This window comes from Schwartzia succinivorans DSM 10502 (genome assembly GCF_900129225.1).
GTDB lineage: Bacteria > Bacillota > Negativicutes > Selenomonadales > Selenomonadaceae > Schwartzia > Schwartzia succinivorans.
The window spans coordinates 155171-171466 of record NZ_FQUG01000007.1 but is presented as its reverse complement, the minus strand read 5'-3'; the positions used below and the strand labels follow the sequence as shown (position 1 = coordinate 171466).

Here is a 16296-nt window from a genome sequence, read left to right as displayed (position 1 = left end):
AGTATGTTCTAATATTATTAATTAAAATTCAGTACATATACTGTGATTACTTTATCCAAAACTCCAACTGAATAAGTTTCACTTTATTATCTCGCCTGAAGCAAACTGCTGAACATAATTCCAGAACGCGCAAAGCGCAGGGAATTTGTGTACACCTTTTTTACGCGCCACTACAATATTTTTATAAAACGGTTTTTTAAGCGGCAATGCAGCAATCTTTTGGTTTTTAAGATAATAAGAAAGACCGCTCTTGGATATCAGCGCGATGCCGAGACCGGCTTCTACCATATCTATCCGACGGCCGGGATCGTTTGCAAAGCTTGCAATATTTGGCTCAAATCCGGCTGCCTTGCATTCTTCCATAAAAACATCCAGCGAAACGTTCGGTTTTGTCGGAAATATAAATCTTTCCTTTGACGCCTTGACAAGGTCAAACACCTTGTTTTTAGCCATTGGATGTCCTGCTGGCAGGATTACTACAAATGGATCCTGCTGCAACGGGATGATGTTGAAATTATATTTTTCTATATCCCGCGGTGCGGCAATAATGGCAAGATCAATAGTCCCATCCTCAAGCTGCTCGCACAATGCTTTGCTGAGCTGCGTTGCAAGCGTAAGCTTTATATCACTGTGCTCCGTGTTAAATTTCGCCAAAATATCTGCAAGCGGAAGATTGCCTAATCCTGTGATCATTCCTATATGCAGAGTTGACCGTCCTGTGGACTGCCAGGTCTGCATGTGCTCCTGCAGATTTTCCACGGCGGTTAATACATCGGCTCCGTATTTAGCAAACTCCTCCCCGGCTTTTGTCAATTCTATAGGATGTGACAGACGGTTGATGAGTGTGACTCCCATATCATTTTCCAGCTTCGTTATCTGCTGTGACAGAGCTGACTGCGATACATACATTTGTTCACTTGCTCTTGTGAAGTGGCGGGTCTGTGCGACAGCCATAAAGTACTGTATCTGTTTCAATAGCATAGAATCCCCTCCATTTTACCTATATTTCTATAATAATATGATACATTTACTTTCGTTTTTCCGCAATTCGATTTTGTAATAACGTTAGAAGCAGTTTGAATTGTAATATAAGCCAAACTCCCGTAAGGTATAATTATAAAAATCGAGCTCGAAAAAAAAGAAGGAAGGAGCCTACTATGAGTTTCTCTATCGACCAATATATGAAAGATCTGGAACACCTCGTCAATATCGACAGTGTTTCCTCTGAGCCTGATGGAGCTCGCCGGATTGCAGCGTTTTTCCAGGAAAGATATGAAGCGTTGGGCTGGAATGTAAAGGCACATGAATTCGATCCATCAATCGGACCATGCCTTGAAATATCAAACCGGCCGCTTGGTGAAGACGCATCCTTCGATGTACTTCTCTTGGCACACATGGATACCGTTTTCCCCGTGGGAACAGCTGCCGAGAGGCCTTTTTCCACACAGGGAGACCGTGCATTCGGCCCCGGTGTAATCGATTGCAAAGCAGGACTTTTAAGCGGTCTTTATGCTTTGACCGAGCTTCAGGAAAAAAATGCACTCAATGATGCACGCATATGTGTCTTTCTTAACAGCGACCATGAGGGTATAAGCTCACGATATTCACATGAATATTCTGTTTCGCTTGCAAAGAAAAGCCGCAATGTGCTGGTACTTGAGGGTGCCCGGGCAAATGGAAACCTTGTGCACCAGCGCAAAGGAATTGCACGCTATCATCTCACGGTAAAAGGCATCGGCGCTCATGCCGGTGTTGATTACGCAAAAGGCAGAAGCGCTGTGGAAGAGCTTGCCCACTGGATTATAGCACTTCAGAGCGCGACAAATCTCGGAAAAGAGACCACTGTAAATGTCGGAATCATTGATGGAGGAACCTCCATCAATGCAATCCCATCCGAAGCATCCGCTGATGTTGATGTCAGGTATTACGATGCTCAGGAGGTAGAGCGCATTGAAAAGCTGATGAAAACAATGGCAGCTCATCCGCATGTTCCGGATACGCAGATCACAATCGACGGCGGTATCACCCGCCCGCCTATGCTCCCTTCAGACAAAACGAAACATCTCTGCGCTGCAATTGATGCAATTGGCACAGATCTTAATATTCGTTTTGGATGGACGGCCAGCGGCGGCGGCTCTGATGGAAGCTTTTCTGCTTTCGCCGGAGTTCCGACGATTGACGGTCTTGGTCCCGTCGGCGGCGGTGCTCACAGTGTCGGAGAATACATGGAAATCCCAACGGTTGAACCACGCCTCAAGCTTCTTGAGCACGTAATAACGTATATTATCAATTCTCCTGCTTAACCGCAGTAAAGAGTTTCATTAGAACAGGAGGAATAAACGATGTTAAGTTTAATGCTTGCCTTCATCGTTACTGTTATCGTTGCCACTTTGATACTGAAACAATATAAAGCACAAACAGTTCTTTTCGTCGGAGGTCTTGTGCTTATGGGAGCAGCGGTTCTCATGGGCTATCCTTTGCTCGACGCGAAAAAAACAACCGGCTTTGTATGGTTCGATCTCTTTAAGTTTATTGAACTCACCTTCAGCACACGCGCTGCAGGTATTGGTCTTATGATTATGACGGTAAGCGGCTTCGCAAAATATATGTCGCATATAGGTGCCAGCCGTGTCCTCGTACATCTTACCTCGCGTCCCCTCAGTCTCCTTAAGTCTCCTTATCTGCTGCTTTCAGTAGCGTATATTGTTGGACAGCTTCTGAATATCGTCATACCAAGTGCCGCAGGTCTCTGCGTTCTTCTCATGGCGACGATGTATCCGGTACTTGTCAGTCTTGGTGTCAGCCGCCTTTCCGCTGTTGCGGTCATCGCGACTACCCCATGCCTGGACCTCGGTCCGGCTTCCGGAACAGCAGTTTTTGCAGCAAAGACAACAGGAATGGATGTTGCTGATTACTTTATTGCAGAACAGCTTCCAGTTGCAGTTATTACAATGGTTCTCATTGCAGTAACACATTTCATCGTACAGCGTTATTTCGACCGTAAAGAAGGCACGGAAATCAAAGTAATGAAGCTTTCGGAAAGTACAGAGAAGCTCTCTGACCTTCCTCCGAGCATATACGCAATTCTTCCTCTCGTACCGATTGCGCTGGTACTCGTTTTCAGCAAACTCACAATAGCGACAATCAAGATGCCTGTTGTCACGGCCATGATTATAAGCATCGCGCTCGCTATGCTGTTTGAATTCATCCGTACACGCGACCTAAAGGCTGTTTTCAAAAGCATTCAGGTCTTCTTTGACGGAATGGGAGAGATTTTCGCTACGGTTGTTACTCTCATTGTTGCCGGTGAAACCTTTGCATACGGGCTTACAAAGATCGGTGCTATTGACCTTATCATCGAAGGCGCTCGTGACTCCGGTTTTGGAGCAGTAGGTATCACGCTTGTTATGACTCTTATTGTTGCAATATCAGCTGTAATTATGGGTTCAGGCAATGCCCCCTTCTACTCCTTTGGCGCTCTTGTCCCGGATATCGCTACAAAGCTTTCTATGCTTCCGGCAGTAATGATTACGCCAATGCAGATGGCATCCAGCATTGCACGCAGCGCATCGCCTATCACGGCAGCTATCATTGCCGTTGCGGGTATTGCAGATGTTTCCCCGGTTGATATCGTAAAAAGAACGGCTATCCCGATGATGGTTGCTCTTGTTTCGTCCTTCGTATTTAGTATTATCCTCTAACCTTACTCAACTCGTTTCCCCAAAACTAACGAAAAGAAGGTATTGTTGTGAATAAAAAAGCTAGAGTTTTAACCTGCGCCGCTTTACTTACGGCTATGAGCACCACTGCTTTCGCAGCAGAAGCTACAGATACTTCCGCAGAACTGAACGACCTCAAAGCACGCCTTGCGGCACTTGAGCAGCGCATAGATGCACAGGATAAAGCATTAAAGGCCTCCGAAGAGGAGCTTGCAAAATACAGAAAAAATACCGCTGCGGCCCCTGCAAAAAGCAAAAATGATGACTGGAAATTCTACGGTGACGCGCGTATCCGCGCCATTCAGTCTGACGGAGATGACAGCTTTCATTTCCAGCAGCGTGTCCGTCTCAACCTGGAAAAACGCATCGGAAAAAATGCTACATTCCGTGTAAGAGATATACTTGTCAATGAAAACACCATGGGCGACAGCGGCTCCTATTCCTACGCTGACGGTACTAAGCTGACCACCAGTGATGGAAAGGATACCACAAATAAGATTGATAACGCCTATGTACAATTTGACAGTCTTGGCAGCGATCCAATCCTGAAGAATACGATGTTAAAAATTGGACGCTTCGGTCACGATTTCGGTACTACTGGCTACTGGGCATCAAAAGGCAGCCTCGGCATGTACGATGGTGTTGAATTTGAAACCCGTCTTAACAAGTTCACGATAGGCGGCGGCTTCGGCGACTGGGGAGGCGGCAAGGCACACAGTAACGATTATATTTCTGTAACCAGCGCCGGAAAGGCCTCCATAAAACAGGGATCCGATTCCAAGGGAACGACGACAAATAAGCTTGAAAAGAACTATTTTGTAAAGCTTGGCTACACTCCAAGCTCCGCGACACGTTTCCAGCTCTGGCATATCCACGAGCTGAGGGGTAAATACAGCCCTACGGATTACAGCGTAACCGGTCTCGGTCTTGTACAGAAATTAGGTGATAACTTCACCCTTGCTGCCGACTACAGCAAAAATATGGCAGTGTCGGGAAATCCTCAGGGTACGGTTGCAGTTCTCACATATAAGGGTGCATCCTACAACAAACCGCATTCCTACGGTGTTTCCCTCTACTATATTGACGTCGACAAGTTCAACGTTGCCAACACACTTACGAAGAGCGTAAACATCCCGACCAATGACAACCGCGGTATCGGTCTTGGCTTCAGTTATATTCTCTCAAAGGATATCCGTGCGGACTTCCTGACGGAATTTGATATGGAGAAAAAGAGTACGGGAGAAAAAATCGGAAACTACTATCGTGCACAGCTGTCGCTGAGATTCTAATACATTAGGAGGTTGATTTAAATGAAAAAAATCGTTACAAAAACATTTAATAATTATTTCTTACCATTTGTTTTTGCCTTCTGCTTAATGTTTGCTGCATCAGCACAGGCAGCCTCCCTGCCGGTTGGCGAAGGAAGCTTTCTCATTGATGAACCTACAGGAGCCAACGCTTCTCCCATGACCGCGTACTATTACCGTCCGCAGGCCTGGGAAGACGGCCGCCCCATTGTGCTTGTGTTCCATGGCCTTAAACGCAACGCTCAGGAATACTGCCAGGGCTGGGCTCAGTACGCCGAAGAGCATAATCTGCTTGTAATCTGCCCTGAATTTTCTGCTGAAAAATATCCCGGAGTCCGTTACTACAATTTTGCAAACGTTTTGGATTCCGAAGAACCCGGCGGAAAAATTCAGCCACAGAAAGACTGGGTGTTCCCGGCTATTGACCGTCTTGTTTCTGCTGCAAAGGAAAAAGCCGAAGCCAAGGACAGCAAGGTTGTTCTTTACGCACACTCCGCAGGCGCACAGCTCATACACCGTTATGTGCTTTTAAGCGGTCCATCAAAAGCTGACCTCATAATCGCAGCCAACTCCGGCTGGTACACTCTGCCTGACAAAGACGTTGCTTTCTCTTACGGCCTCGGAAAAATCCCTGAAGCTGCTTATGACCTTAAGACAGCCTTTGCAAAGCCGGTTGTCATCCTTCTCGGTGAAGAGGATGTCATCCGTTCCAAGGTTCTCCGCAAGACGCCTGAAGCTGATGCACAGGGTCAGAACCGTCTGGAGCGCGGCATGAATTTCTTTAATGTATGCGAAGCCAAAGCTGCAGAGCTGAATACGGACTTTACATGGATTCTCCGTACAGTTCCCGGCGTAGGCCATGACGGCACAGGAATGGCACAGGGTGCTGTTCCTCTTATCGAAGAGCTTGCACGTTAATTTGATAATTACTATTTTTTGGTAACTTCCCCTAAAAAAGGAGGGCGCAATCAGCACTGCGCCCTCCTTCTTTTTTATCCGATGCTAACAGTTGCCTGGAACTCCCCAGAATAAGTTTCACTCTATATGCTTACCATACAAAATAAAAGACACGCTATGTTTTTCACAGAGCGTGCCATTTAAACAATATGCATTATTTTCCGTACCAGCAGCCCTGCTGACGAATCATTTCCTCATCAACCATATTCCAGGTATATCTCAGAATCGGAATCAGCAAAAGACATTCAACTGTTTCCAGCATCGCATTTCCTCCTATATATTTATTGATAGCTCAATTATACATATAGGGGTATATGTTGTCAACATAAAGATGAACCCGATTCACAATCGCTGTCTCGCAGTATTTCTTTCATGGAAGTCCCGGGAATGCCTCAACGAACTGCACCTTAATATCGGGGAATGCCTCTACAAACTGAATAGTGAAATCAGGGAAGCTGTCAACAAACTGCCATTCACCAATCTCATCCGGAAACGAGGTAACGCTCTTCACCTTTATGTCAGGAAAAGCCGTTACAACCTGCACTTTAATGTCTCCGAAATTCTCAACGATTTTCACCTTTCCGGCAAGACGTATATTTTTATAATATCCGTCCTTATTTATGGCACCGGCAGCAAAAACATTCGTACTCATCGTAATAAACATCATAAGACAAAGAATAGCTATTTTTTTCATTTTTCATCACCTCATAGTCATTACATTGAAAATTTCCTTCTACTCTGCTTAAGATTCTCGAAAAGTTTTTGAATTCCTGCTTTTTAAATTTCATCACCGCAGTAAATCCATTTTTCGGATATTAGTCCAAGCGTTGGACTGAAGCATAAAAAAAGGACTCCGCCGAAAATGGCAGAGTCCTGATAGGTTTTCCTTATTCTACGGTGAAATTATCGAAATATCCCTGAACAAGAACCACCGGTGTTCCTTTATCACCGGAGCCGCTTGTGAGATCACAGAGCGAACCGATAAGATCCGTAAGCTGACGCGGTGTCGTCCCCTGAGAAGCCATATTGCCGACGAGATTGCCATCCTTCTCCCGAATGCTCTTTGAGATTGCCTCTTTAAGCGCTTCGCCGGAAAGGTCCTTGAAATCATTGTCAGCAAGATATTTAAGCTTGAGTTCATTCGGCGTACCGATAAGCCCGTCAGTAAATGCAGGGGAAACAACCGGGTCAGCGAGCTCCCAAATTTTTCCCTGGGGATCCTTGAAGGCGCCGTCGCCGTAAACCATGACCTCTACATGCTTTCCTGTTTCCTTTAGAATGCGTCCCTGTATGTCGAGCACCAGCGATTTGCACTCCCTTGGGAAAAGCTTTACCGTATCTTCTGTAGATTTATTTGAACCGAGAAGTCCGTATTTTTCGTTGCATCCGCTGCCATTTACCGGTGCATTCATTATATCGTCAAGCCCATACACACGCTCCGCTCCTGCATCTTTAAGAATTCTTTTCATGCGTTCGCGGGTATGTATACTTGCAACGAGAACATTCTTTGTGTATTTAAGAACTGCTTCAGCATGGTTGGCAAAGACAATCTCAACATCCGCTCCGCAGGAACGAATAAGCTCTTCATAATACGCCACATAGTCCACACCTGTAAACTCATGCTTGTTTTCTCCAAACAGCTCCCGGTATTTTGCAAGTGAAAGAACATCACTGTACGGATTTACTCCGGCCCCGTCCACCTGGTCCAGCGTCAAAAGATGGTTTCCCACCTCATCTGAAGGATAGCTCAGCATCAAAACAATCTTTTTTGCTCCCTTTGCTATTCCCCGCAGACAGATAGCAAAACGGTTACGGGAAAGAATCGGGAAAATAACTCCGATAGTTTCTCCTCCAAGCTTTGTCCGCACATCCTCTGCAATCGCGTCCACAGAAGCGTAGTTTCCCTGGGAACGCGCAACAATTGACTCCGTCACAGAGATAACATCACGGTCGCGGATTTCAAAACCGTCGCTTTTTGCAGCCTCCAGCACGCTTGTTGTAACAATCTCTGCCAGATCATCTCCCTGACGAATAATAGGGCACCTTATACCCCTTGATACTGTACCTGTTCTTCTCTCATTCTTTTCCAAATTAAATCCCATCCTTTTTTGAGGAATTCTGCATATTCCTCAGATTTCTCTTTCAGATGCCATTTCTTTTTGAAAATTCTAACAACAGATTTATTTTATCTCACGCGGACGACTTTGTACAGTATCCAGTAAAAAATACGCCACAATCTTTTTCTATGTAAAGAACATGGCGCAAAGCTTAACAATTTATTATTTTGCCTTCAAAAATTTCAGCAAAAACTCTACATTATCAGTATCGTACTCTATCTGTTCCGACCAGGAGCGCAGCGACTCTGCTAAATTTTCGGTTCTTATGCACTCATATAATATAAATTCCGTATTAAGACCTGCAAAATCAGTTAACTCATTAAATGAATACACATCTGCTTTTTCAATCTGGCGGTATAAAATCATTTCATAAATTTTTTGAAATTTCATCGTCGTATCATAAAAAAATCCGCCGCATACTTTTTCTGAAATCATTCGCTCCGATTCTTCCAGACATGCTAACTTCTCAGTCCATTCCTTATTTATTGGTTCTGTTTTCTTCATTATATCCAATACATACCTGAAAAAAAGCCCTGAACCTGACGGCTTCCATTTCAAATTTGATGATTCCACTGAAAATCCCAATATTTCTAAAAGCCCGGAAAACGTAAACGGTGCGTCTTCTGCTTCCGTATCAAAAAGAAGCACATCATCAGAACCCAAAAGAAGTTCACAGGATTTTTCACAGCACAGACCAACTCCTGCCAGTTCAAAATCCTCATAATATGTAAAAAAGCGTGGATGCATAGAGCATATCTCGCAAAGCTCTTCCTCTCCCCTCTCCAGAATTATATGGCAAAGGCCATCCTCTCGAAGAAAGGGGCATCGTTCATCCTCAGTGAGCCTGAAGCTGACACCATCCGCATTCCTTTGGATATTTGCCCTCAGCTTTTCCCCGAATGGAGATTCATCTGAAAAATACCGCTTTGCAGTTTCATCATCAATATCAATTTCCCATCCCCTGCAGCAGGAGTAACGGCAGTCGCCTGCCTTGCAGAAAAAATCTTTATAAAATGTCGGAAAAATTGTTTTCATGCATAATATCCTTTTTATTCAAGCTAATTATCGTTACATTAAACAATAACGCTATTCCAAATGTCACAAAAAGTAAGTATACTTTTCAGAAGCATTTTTTCACTTCCTGCCTCTGAAAAATTTATCCGCAGATATTCATCAGCTTACTTTTTGTGACATTTAATCAATTTACTTACTTTTTGGTGTCATAAAGAACAACTTGGCCAATAATCATAAACAGAAGCAGGATTATATCTGACACAACGATACAATCCTGCTAAAAATCAATTCCCTATATTGAATTTATCTGCAAATCTCTCACAGACACCGTCTATAAAATCAGTCCGCAGGAGTTTTTTCTTCCAGTCATCCTGGATATCGTACCAGCCGTAAGCCAGTCCCGCAAGACCACCGGCAATCGCAGCGACAGTATCCGTATCCTCTCCAAGATTAACGGCCTTAAGAACACAGGCCCGATAGCTCTTTGTTGTCATGAAGCACCATAATGAGGCCTCTAAAGTATCAATGACGTATCCGCTGCTTCTTATATCAGCTTCCTGCAGTGCTTTGAAACGGCGAAGATTCCATACACGGTCGTACATTTCCTTTTCAAGCATAAATTCGCTATGCTCGGAATAGTATTCTTCGGCTGATGTTATACCATCTGTTATGGCGTCCGTTACACCCTTGCCCTTCAGAAGTCCGAAGGCAATATGGGTATATATGCCGCAGGCTATAAGACTTCTGGGATGCGCATGAGTTAATGATGAAACCTTGTGCACAAGCTCCATTGCCTCGTCATCCAGCTTATCTTTTGTAAGCGCCAGAAAGAGCGGTACAGGACTGATTCTCATGAGAGAGCCATTTCCGTTGTCACGCTCGGAGCGGCCTCCACTCTCAAGCGGTTTCGCTCCTTTTTTGTAACGCATAAGTGCCTTCATTGTGCCGTGGCCTATATCAAATACCTTACCGGTTGGTGTATATTCTGAATCCAGCCAGCGCATGAAATGCTGCATTATATTTTCATAATCAATACTTCCTTTTTCCGACAAACTGTCAAGAACACAGAGCGTCATACTGGTATCATCAGACCAGGAACCTGCAGGCATATTGTAGGTTCCCCCTCCCTGCATATCCTCAATCGGATTTCTTGACAGCTGCTCTCTTGTCTGAAATTCTACAGGAACGCCAAGCGCGTCGCCGATGGCGTGTCCATAGACCATAGCTTTTATTTGATCACGTTTCATGGGCTTTCCCCCTATCTGTATGTATTCAGTATACCACAATACAGCAAAGAAAAAATCTCTCATTCACGGCAGAAGAATAATTTATCGGGAAGAATTAAAGGGATACGGATAAAAGAAAAAGATAAAAAATTATATTTTAATTCTTTATAAGAACTTTAAATACTTTAGGAATCATGAAACCTTGAAAAATCAATGGTTTCCGAGATTTTATGTCTACATATTGTAAGCGATGTGTACACGAAAAGTAAGAATAGAAACCACTAAAAGTAAGCGATATATCCGCAAAATGTAAGAAAATGATACCAAAAGGTAAGTATATATCACAAAAAGTAAGCAGGCGGAAAATACAGTATTCACAGGGATATGTCACAAAAAGTAAGTCTGAAAAAGTTTCCGGAGGTAAAATATCACAGTTTAGCAGAGAAGACAAGCGGCCACATGTTATCAAAGGGAAAAAAGTGATCTGTTAAAACAAGTGAAAAGCTTTGATGGATTTTATTAATGTCACAAAAAGTAAGCAGTACATGTAGTATTTTTCATTGTACCTAACACAGTATCGTGTAATATCACAAAAAGTAAGTGAAAAAATTTAAAAAATTTTTTTCATTAAATAAGGCATATATGACACCGGATTGTAAGCTCGAAATGACACCAAATTGTAAGTGAAGATTCTTCCCAAAGCCGAATTTTTCATTTTATATAACACCAAATTGTAAGTGTAAAATGTAAATGTCACAAAAAGTAAGCCCTAAATGACACCAAATTGTAAGTGTCACGCAGGCGTTGATGTATGTGATACTTAATGATATACTACATCTTGAGGTGAAATAAGTTATGGAACGCAAGGAAGATGAAAAAGAGACATATGAAGAATGCGGCAGCTTCGAGCTTGCTCCTTTCCGTGACAGTATATATCAGGCAAATCCGCTGATTAATGTCAGAAAAGGAATGGATACTCTGCAGCTGCGTCTTTTTGCGCTGGCGCTTCAGGCTGTGGACCCATGGAATGAGACTGAATTCAAGCAGATTAAAATTAAACCTGCTGCTCTTGCAGCGGCGCTGGGCAATGATAAGTATCTTAACGTTGTCCCGTCCATTGCGAAGAAAATGCTTTCCCATACCGTAAAGCTTCCTCCTCAAAATCCTAAAAATCCAAAGGATAAGGGCGGCGAGTCGGTTATTTTCCAGTCGTTCCGCTATATTGGAGATGAAGGCCTCATAATGAAGTTCGGTGATGATATGAAGCCGTATCTCCTGCAGCTTTTGGATAAGGACTATGGCTACACGCGTATTACCATGAGGCAGATTTTTCCCCTCAGCTCTTCCTACGCATGGCGTCTTGTTGAGCTTTTGATTCAGTACAGGGGCTTTGCCCGTAAGAACGGTACGGGAATAATCGAGCGAAAGTTTACCGTAGAAGAGCTTAGAAATGTGCTTGATGTTCCTGACGGTGCCTACGACCGCATTGCTCATTTCAGAAGCCGTGTCCTTGACGGACCAATCCGTGAAATCAACAAAAAGACAAACTATATAATGAGCTATGAATCCATCAAGGAGGGACGGCGTATAGTTGCATTCCTCATTCGGATGGATATTTCTAATGTTCCTGAGGATATGACGGACGATACAAAGACGTATGAAGCATCTGAGAAGGATTATACCTACGTAAAATATCCATCTCAGAAAAAAAGAACAGAGGAAAAGCCGATTATGCGTCCGGAGCCGGTTCAGCATGTTCCTTCAGACGGAAGCCTGAGAAGAGAGCTTGAGAGACAAGGCTATCATTCTCCGCATATGGAAAACCTTTTCGGAAGTAAGTCAGAAAAGAGCGCAGCTGCTGAATGAATAATACACGGATAAATGCCTTCAGGGCAGCTCTTCCAAATACGATTCCGATTCTTGCGGGGTTTCTTTTTCTTGGTATGGCCTACGGAGTGTACATGAATGTATCGGGATTTTCTTTTTGGTATCCCATGATCATGTCGGCGGTGATATTCGGAGGTTCTTTGGAATTTGTTGCGGTGTCTATGCTGTTGTCTCCCTTTGCGCCGGCAGAGGTGTTTCTTCTTGCGTTAATGATACAGGCAAGGCATCTTTTTTATGGAATTGCTATGCTTGACCGGTTCAAGGGACTTGGCTGGAAACGCTGGTATTTGATATACGGACTCTGTGATGAATCCTTTTCAATAAATTTTACAGCCAGGATTCCTGAGGGGATAGACCGTGGATGGTTTATGTTCTGGGTGACACTTCTTAATCAATTATATTGGGTGGGCGGCGCAACGCTCGGCGGACTTTTGGGTTCGTTGCTGACCTTTGATACAAGAGGTCTTGATTTTGTCATGACCGCGATGTTTGTCGTGATTTTTCTTGAGCAGCTGCTTCACGAAAGGAAGCACTATACTGCATGTATTGGAATGCTCTCTGCGGTAGTGTGTCTCAACGTATTTGGGGCTGATTCCTTCATGGTTCCGACAATGGGCATGATTCTTGTAATACTTGTTTTTGGACGCAGATACTTGGAAAAGACGGTGAACCCATCATGACATTTTATGAAGAGGTTGTTACAGTAATGCTTTGCGGATTGGCAAGCGTTACCACAAGAGCCCTTCCGTTTATACTTTTTTCGTCGAAAAAACCGACGCCGCCTATGGTAAGATACCTTGGAAATGCTCTTCCCTCTGCAATATTTGCCATGCTCATCGTTTACTGCCTCAAAAATACATCTTTTCTTACGGGAGCACATGGCATTCCTGAAATTATCGCAATTATTTTCACTGTAGGACTTCATCTGTGGCTCAGGCAGATGCTTATTTCCGTCATGGGAGGAACGTCCGTCTATATGCTTTTAGTCCAATTTTATCTTCCTTAAAGTCCTATTATTTTTCGATTTATAGTTAAGAACCCATCTCCTTGTGTCGATATATAGATATAAGGAGGTGAGAATCATGGCAGAGTTTATTTCATCCAGACATACAGGTCTTTTTATGCAGCCGGTATCGGCAACGTCGTCGTCGACCGATAAGAAACAGCAAAATAAGGCGCAGCAGCAGGATTTTAAGTCTTTATTCCGTCGTTTCGTGGAAGAGCGTGGGGATACACTTGAAGAAACGCTTGAAAAGAAGGATGAGGTAAGAAAAGAGCTTGAGGCACTGCAGGCACAGCGTCAGGTTACGGAGATTATACGCCGTATACTGCCGGATGGAACGATTATGGTGACGCACTACGAACAAGGCAATATCGTTGACCGATATTTCAAGCGCCCGCACTATAAGGAGGTTCCGGATCCGTCAGCGGATATTCCGCGCGCGTCCGATGGTACGCGATTAACAGCACAGCAGAAAATGAAATTTGTTCCGAAACAGGCTCTGCTCGATGATTTATTCGGATGAGCGGAGCACATAAAAAGAACGAAATCGCAGGGTTAGCGGTTTCGTTCTTTTTGCGTGTTTAAATCAAATCAGGATTCCATTGCAGTGGTCTATCTCATGCTGAACAATTTGAGCGGGAAAACCTGAAAATTTCTGTTTCTGCTTGTTCCAATCCATGTCACGATATTTCACCTCAACTGATTCGAACCGCTCTGTTTCGCGTTCACCGTTAAGAGAAAGGCATCCTTCCTCTGTTTTATACCGTTTGGCTGAGGTCTTTACGATTTCCGGATTAAGCATTGCGATGGTTTCAGTTCCTGTATTTATAACGATTATATTTTTTAGAACGCCTATCATATTTGCGGCCATACCGACACAATGCTCTTTATGAAAAGCAAGCGTATCAATCAAATCCCATGCTGTCGGGATATCCTCCTTTGTGGCAGGAGCAGACGGTTGTTTAAGAAAATCTTCATCATGGATAATATTTTTTATCAAGGCGATTCCTCCTTTACCTTTGGAAATCCCGGAAGCTTTTCAGGATGTCGTTTCATCCATCTGATGATAAAGAGGCAGATGATGATTGAGAGAAGGGACCCAATGGGAGCAGCCGCGCCCATTGGCATGAGGGTTTCAGGCCAGAGTATGACGGCAAGGTATGCCCCCGGAACTCGTACAGTGACACTTGAAACGGCGTTGTGTATAAAGGCCGCGATGGAAATACCGTATGCGCAGAAATAGCCGCTGTAGCAGAACTGTATGCCACCAAGGGTGACATCCCATATATAAGCTCCCATATAATCGCATCCCATGGCGATTACAGCCGTATCTGTGGTGAATTTTGAGAGTACATGGGGGGAAAAGAACTGCATCAGAACGCCTACTGCAAGACCGTATGTTATTACAATGCCCAACGCGTAATTAAGCGTGCCTCGGGCGCGGTCGGGCTTTCCTGCGCCAAGATTCTGAGCTGCAAGCGCCGAAACCGCTGAAAGCATTGAAGATGGCACAAGGAAGAAAAAGCCCAGAAGCTTTTCAACTATGCCGACTGCGGCAGCCTGTTCAAGGCCGCGGCTGTTGGCGATAATGGTGAGTATGATAAATGTAATCTGAATGAAGGCATCCTGCATGCAGATAGGAACGCCTACACGAAGCAGCTCACGGAAAACCGCGTGGTTCGGGCGAAGACAGGAAAGCTTCAGGGTTATGCCGGTATCGCGCAGGTGTACATAAATAAGCGAGAAGAGAACACTGGAAGCCTGGGCAAGGACCGTAGCATAGGCGGCACCTTTAGCACCGAGCCCCATTCCGCCTATGAAAAAATAATCAAGGGCAATGTTCAATATGCATGCTACTGCAACGAAATAAAGGGGGCTTTTGGTGTCGCCAAGCCCACGGAACATTGCGCTGATGACGTTATAGGCTGTGATAAATGGAATGCCGAGAAAACAGATAAAAAGATATGAGGTCGTTCCGGGAACGGCAGCTGCGGGTGTGGCCATGAGGGAAACGATTGAATCCAGAAACAGCAGTGTAAGAATGGTAGCCGCGAGGGAGACCCCGAAAAAGAGTATCGACGTATTGCCTACTGCCTGAGCGATGCGCTCCTTGTCCCCTGCTCCTACCGCCCGTGCTATGCATACCGTTGTTCCCATGGCGAGACCTACAAGCATGACAGTTGCCATGTGCATAATCTGACTGCCCACAGCAACGGCGGTGATTTCATCGACACCGTTGTACTGTCCTACGATAAAAAGGTCAGCCATGCCGTAAAACATCTGAAGAAAATATGTAATTAGATATGGTACAGAAAAAACGAGGACAGCCTTTCCTATGCTGCCTGTGGTTAGATTACGTTCCATACAGGAGGTCCTTTCAAAATGAATAAAAGCCACTTTCCAGTATATCACGGGAAAGCGGCTTTTTTATCAATTTTATTATTTTTTTAGACTTCTCCGTCTCCTAATATGCCGAGCTTGCGTTTCCAGTAGCGGGAATATACCGCACCCAGCGGATTATGTGCCAGTACACGGTCTTTTGCTACAAGAGTGGTGACAGGTCCCGGGCAGTTCTTGTTGAATATGGTATCATGTCCTACGCAGAGACCGCAGGATATGTAGAGCTCTACGCCCTTTTCGGCAAGAAACTCAGCCTGCATTTTAGGATTGCACATGGCTTCGTGGTCAAGCTCAGGCTTGACCTGTTTCAGACCGAGGTCTTTTTTGGGAACACTGCAGTTCTTGCAGCAGACACTGTAAAATGTGAACCCCTGCTTCGTATAATAGCGTGCGATTGTTTTTGCTTCTGAGTTGAGCCCTATGCAAAAGGCCATGCCGAGAGTCTTGTAGCCCATGGCCTTGGCAAATTCAGCAGTCTCCTCAAGGCGTGTGATGTTGCTGTAGAAGGTGCCCTCTACGTAAGCCGCGGCCTCCATGATTTTCCGTTCTTCCTCTGTGTAGCGGGCCTTTACATCCTCAAGATCTGCTCCCGTGCAGTTTATGCCCTTTGTGTAGCAGGCATGGGTAGGACAGTTCGCGCAGTCACATTTCATAATACTCCCTCCG

At 44.5% G+C, this 16296-nt stretch carries 16 protein-coding genes; 8 read left to right on the top strand and 8 right to left on the bottom strand.

Annotation, left to right across the window (positions count from 1 at the left end; genetic code table 11):
• Positions 1 to 78 precede the first annotated feature (78 nt).
• A complete protein-coding gene (locus BUA83_RS09670; RefSeq protein ID WP_072936045.1) occupies positions 79 to 981 on the bottom strand; it encodes a LysR family transcriptional regulator in 903 nt (300 codons plus the stop codon).
• A gap of 176 nt (positions 982 to 1157) precedes the next feature.
• Between BUA83_RS09670 and BUA83_RS09665 the strand changes: the two genes are divergently transcribed.
• From BUA83_RS09665 to BUA83_RS09650, 4 genes are read left to right on the top strand one after another with little or no spacing between them, the layout of a single operon-like run.
• Positions 1158 to 2303, top strand: a complete 1146-nt coding sequence (locus tag BUA83_RS09665) for a M20 family metallopeptidase (protein WP_072936044.1) — start codon at positions 1158 to 1160, stop codon at positions 2301 to 2303.
• 39 nt (positions 2304 to 2342) lie between these two features.
• Positions 2343 to 3701, top strand: coding sequence for a C4-dicarboxylate transporter DcuC (gene dcuC, locus BUA83_RS09660; protein WP_072936042.1), 1359 nt, complete (start codon positions 2343 to 2345; stop codon positions 3699 to 3701).
• A 47-nt stretch (positions 3702 to 3748) separates the two neighbouring features.
• A complete protein-coding gene (locus BUA83_RS09655) occupies positions 3749 to 5008 on the top strand; it encodes a hypothetical protein (protein WP_234988313.1) in 1260 nt (419 codons plus the stop codon).
• 21 nt (positions 5009 to 5029) lie between these two features.
• Entirely contained in the window at positions 5030 to 5944 is a 915-nt protein-coding gene (locus BUA83_RS09650) for a dienelactone hydrolase family protein (protein WP_072936040.1), read from the top strand.
• A 409-nt stretch (positions 5945 to 6353) separates the two neighbouring features.
• Here the strand turns inward: BUA83_RS09650 and BUA83_RS09645 are convergent, their stop codons facing one another.
• The 4 genes from BUA83_RS09645 to BUA83_RS09630 all read right to left on the bottom strand — a co-directional run bounded on the left by BUA83_RS09645 (position 6354) and on the right by BUA83_RS09630 (position 10361).
• The gene (locus tag BUA83_RS09645; RefSeq protein WP_072936039.1) at positions 6354 to 6677 is read right to left on the bottom strand and encodes a 7(1) septoil knot domain-containing protein; all 324 of its coding nucleotides are present in this window, start codon (positions 6675 to 6677) and stop codon (positions 6354 to 6356) included.
• A gap of 193 nt (positions 6678 to 6870) precedes the next feature.
• Positions 6871 to 8073, bottom strand: a complete 1203-nt coding sequence (locus BUA83_RS09640) for a coenzyme F420-0:L-glutamate ligase (RefSeq protein WP_234988312.1) — start codon at positions 8071 to 8073, stop codon at positions 6871 to 6873.
• 189 nt (positions 8074 to 8262) lie between these two features.
• Complete coding sequence (fliB, locus tag BUA83_RS09635) at positions 8263 to 9135, bottom strand: flagellin lysine-N-methylase (protein ID WP_072936037.1); 873 nt, start codon at positions 9133 to 9135, stop codon at positions 8263 to 8265.
• 263 nt (positions 9136 to 9398) lie between these two features.
• Positions 9399 to 10361: an ADP-ribosylglycohydrolase family protein gene (locus BUA83_RS09630; protein ID WP_072936036.1), complete on the bottom strand. Its 963-nt coding sequence runs from the start codon at positions 10359 to 10361 to the stop codon at positions 9399 to 9401.
• 834 nt (positions 10362 to 11195) lie between these two features.
• Between BUA83_RS09630 and BUA83_RS09625 the strand changes: the two genes are divergently transcribed.
• The 4 genes from BUA83_RS09625 to BUA83_RS09610 all read left to right on the top strand — a co-directional run bounded on the left by BUA83_RS09625 (position 11196) and on the right by BUA83_RS09610 (position 13753).
• Positions 11196 to 12206, top strand: a complete 1011-nt coding sequence (locus BUA83_RS09625) for a replication initiation protein (RefSeq protein ID WP_072936035.1) — start codon at positions 11196 to 11198, stop codon at positions 12204 to 12206.
• Positions 12203 to 12907, top strand: coding sequence for an AzlC family ABC transporter permease (locus BUA83_RS09620; RefSeq protein WP_072936034.1), 705 nt, complete (start codon positions 12203 to 12205; stop codon positions 12905 to 12907). The genes BUA83_RS09625 and BUA83_RS09620 overlap by 4 nt, the downstream gene beginning before the upstream one ends.
• Positions 12904 to 13233, top strand: coding sequence for a branched-chain amino acid transporter permease (locus BUA83_RS09615; RefSeq protein WP_072936033.1), 330 nt, complete (start codon positions 12904 to 12906; stop codon positions 13231 to 13233). The genes BUA83_RS09620 and BUA83_RS09615 overlap by 4 nt, the downstream gene beginning before the upstream one ends.
• Before the next feature lie 76 nt (positions 13234 to 13309).
• Entirely contained in the window at positions 13310 to 13753 is a 444-nt protein-coding gene (locus BUA83_RS09610) for a hypothetical protein (RefSeq protein ID WP_072936032.1), read from the top strand.
• A 63-nt stretch (positions 13754 to 13816) separates the two neighbouring features.
• On the opposite strand, the gene BUA83_RS09605 is transcribed toward BUA83_RS09610, so the two are convergent.
• The 3 genes from BUA83_RS09605 to BUA83_RS09595 all read right to left on the bottom strand — a co-directional run bounded on the left by BUA83_RS09605 (position 13817) and on the right by BUA83_RS09595 (position 16283).
• The gene (locus BUA83_RS09605; RefSeq protein WP_072936031.1) at positions 13817 to 14230 is read right to left on the bottom strand and encodes a peptide deformylase; all 414 of its coding nucleotides are present in this window, start codon (positions 14228 to 14230) and stop codon (positions 13817 to 13819) included.
• Positions 14227 to 15594 carry an MATE family efflux transporter gene (locus BUA83_RS09600; protein ID WP_072936030.1) on the bottom strand — a complete coding sequence of 456 codons (1368 nt, stop codon included), beginning with the start codon at positions 15592 to 15594 and terminating at the stop codon, positions 14227 to 14229. The genes BUA83_RS09605 and BUA83_RS09600 overlap by 4 nt, the downstream gene beginning before the upstream one ends.
• Before the next feature lie 83 nt (positions 15595 to 15677).
• Positions 15678 to 16283: a DUF1847 domain-containing protein gene (locus BUA83_RS09595; RefSeq protein WP_072936029.1), complete on the bottom strand. Its 606-nt coding sequence runs from the start codon at positions 16281 to 16283 to the stop codon at positions 15678 to 15680.
• Between the last annotated feature and the right edge of the window lie 13 nt (positions 16284 to 16296).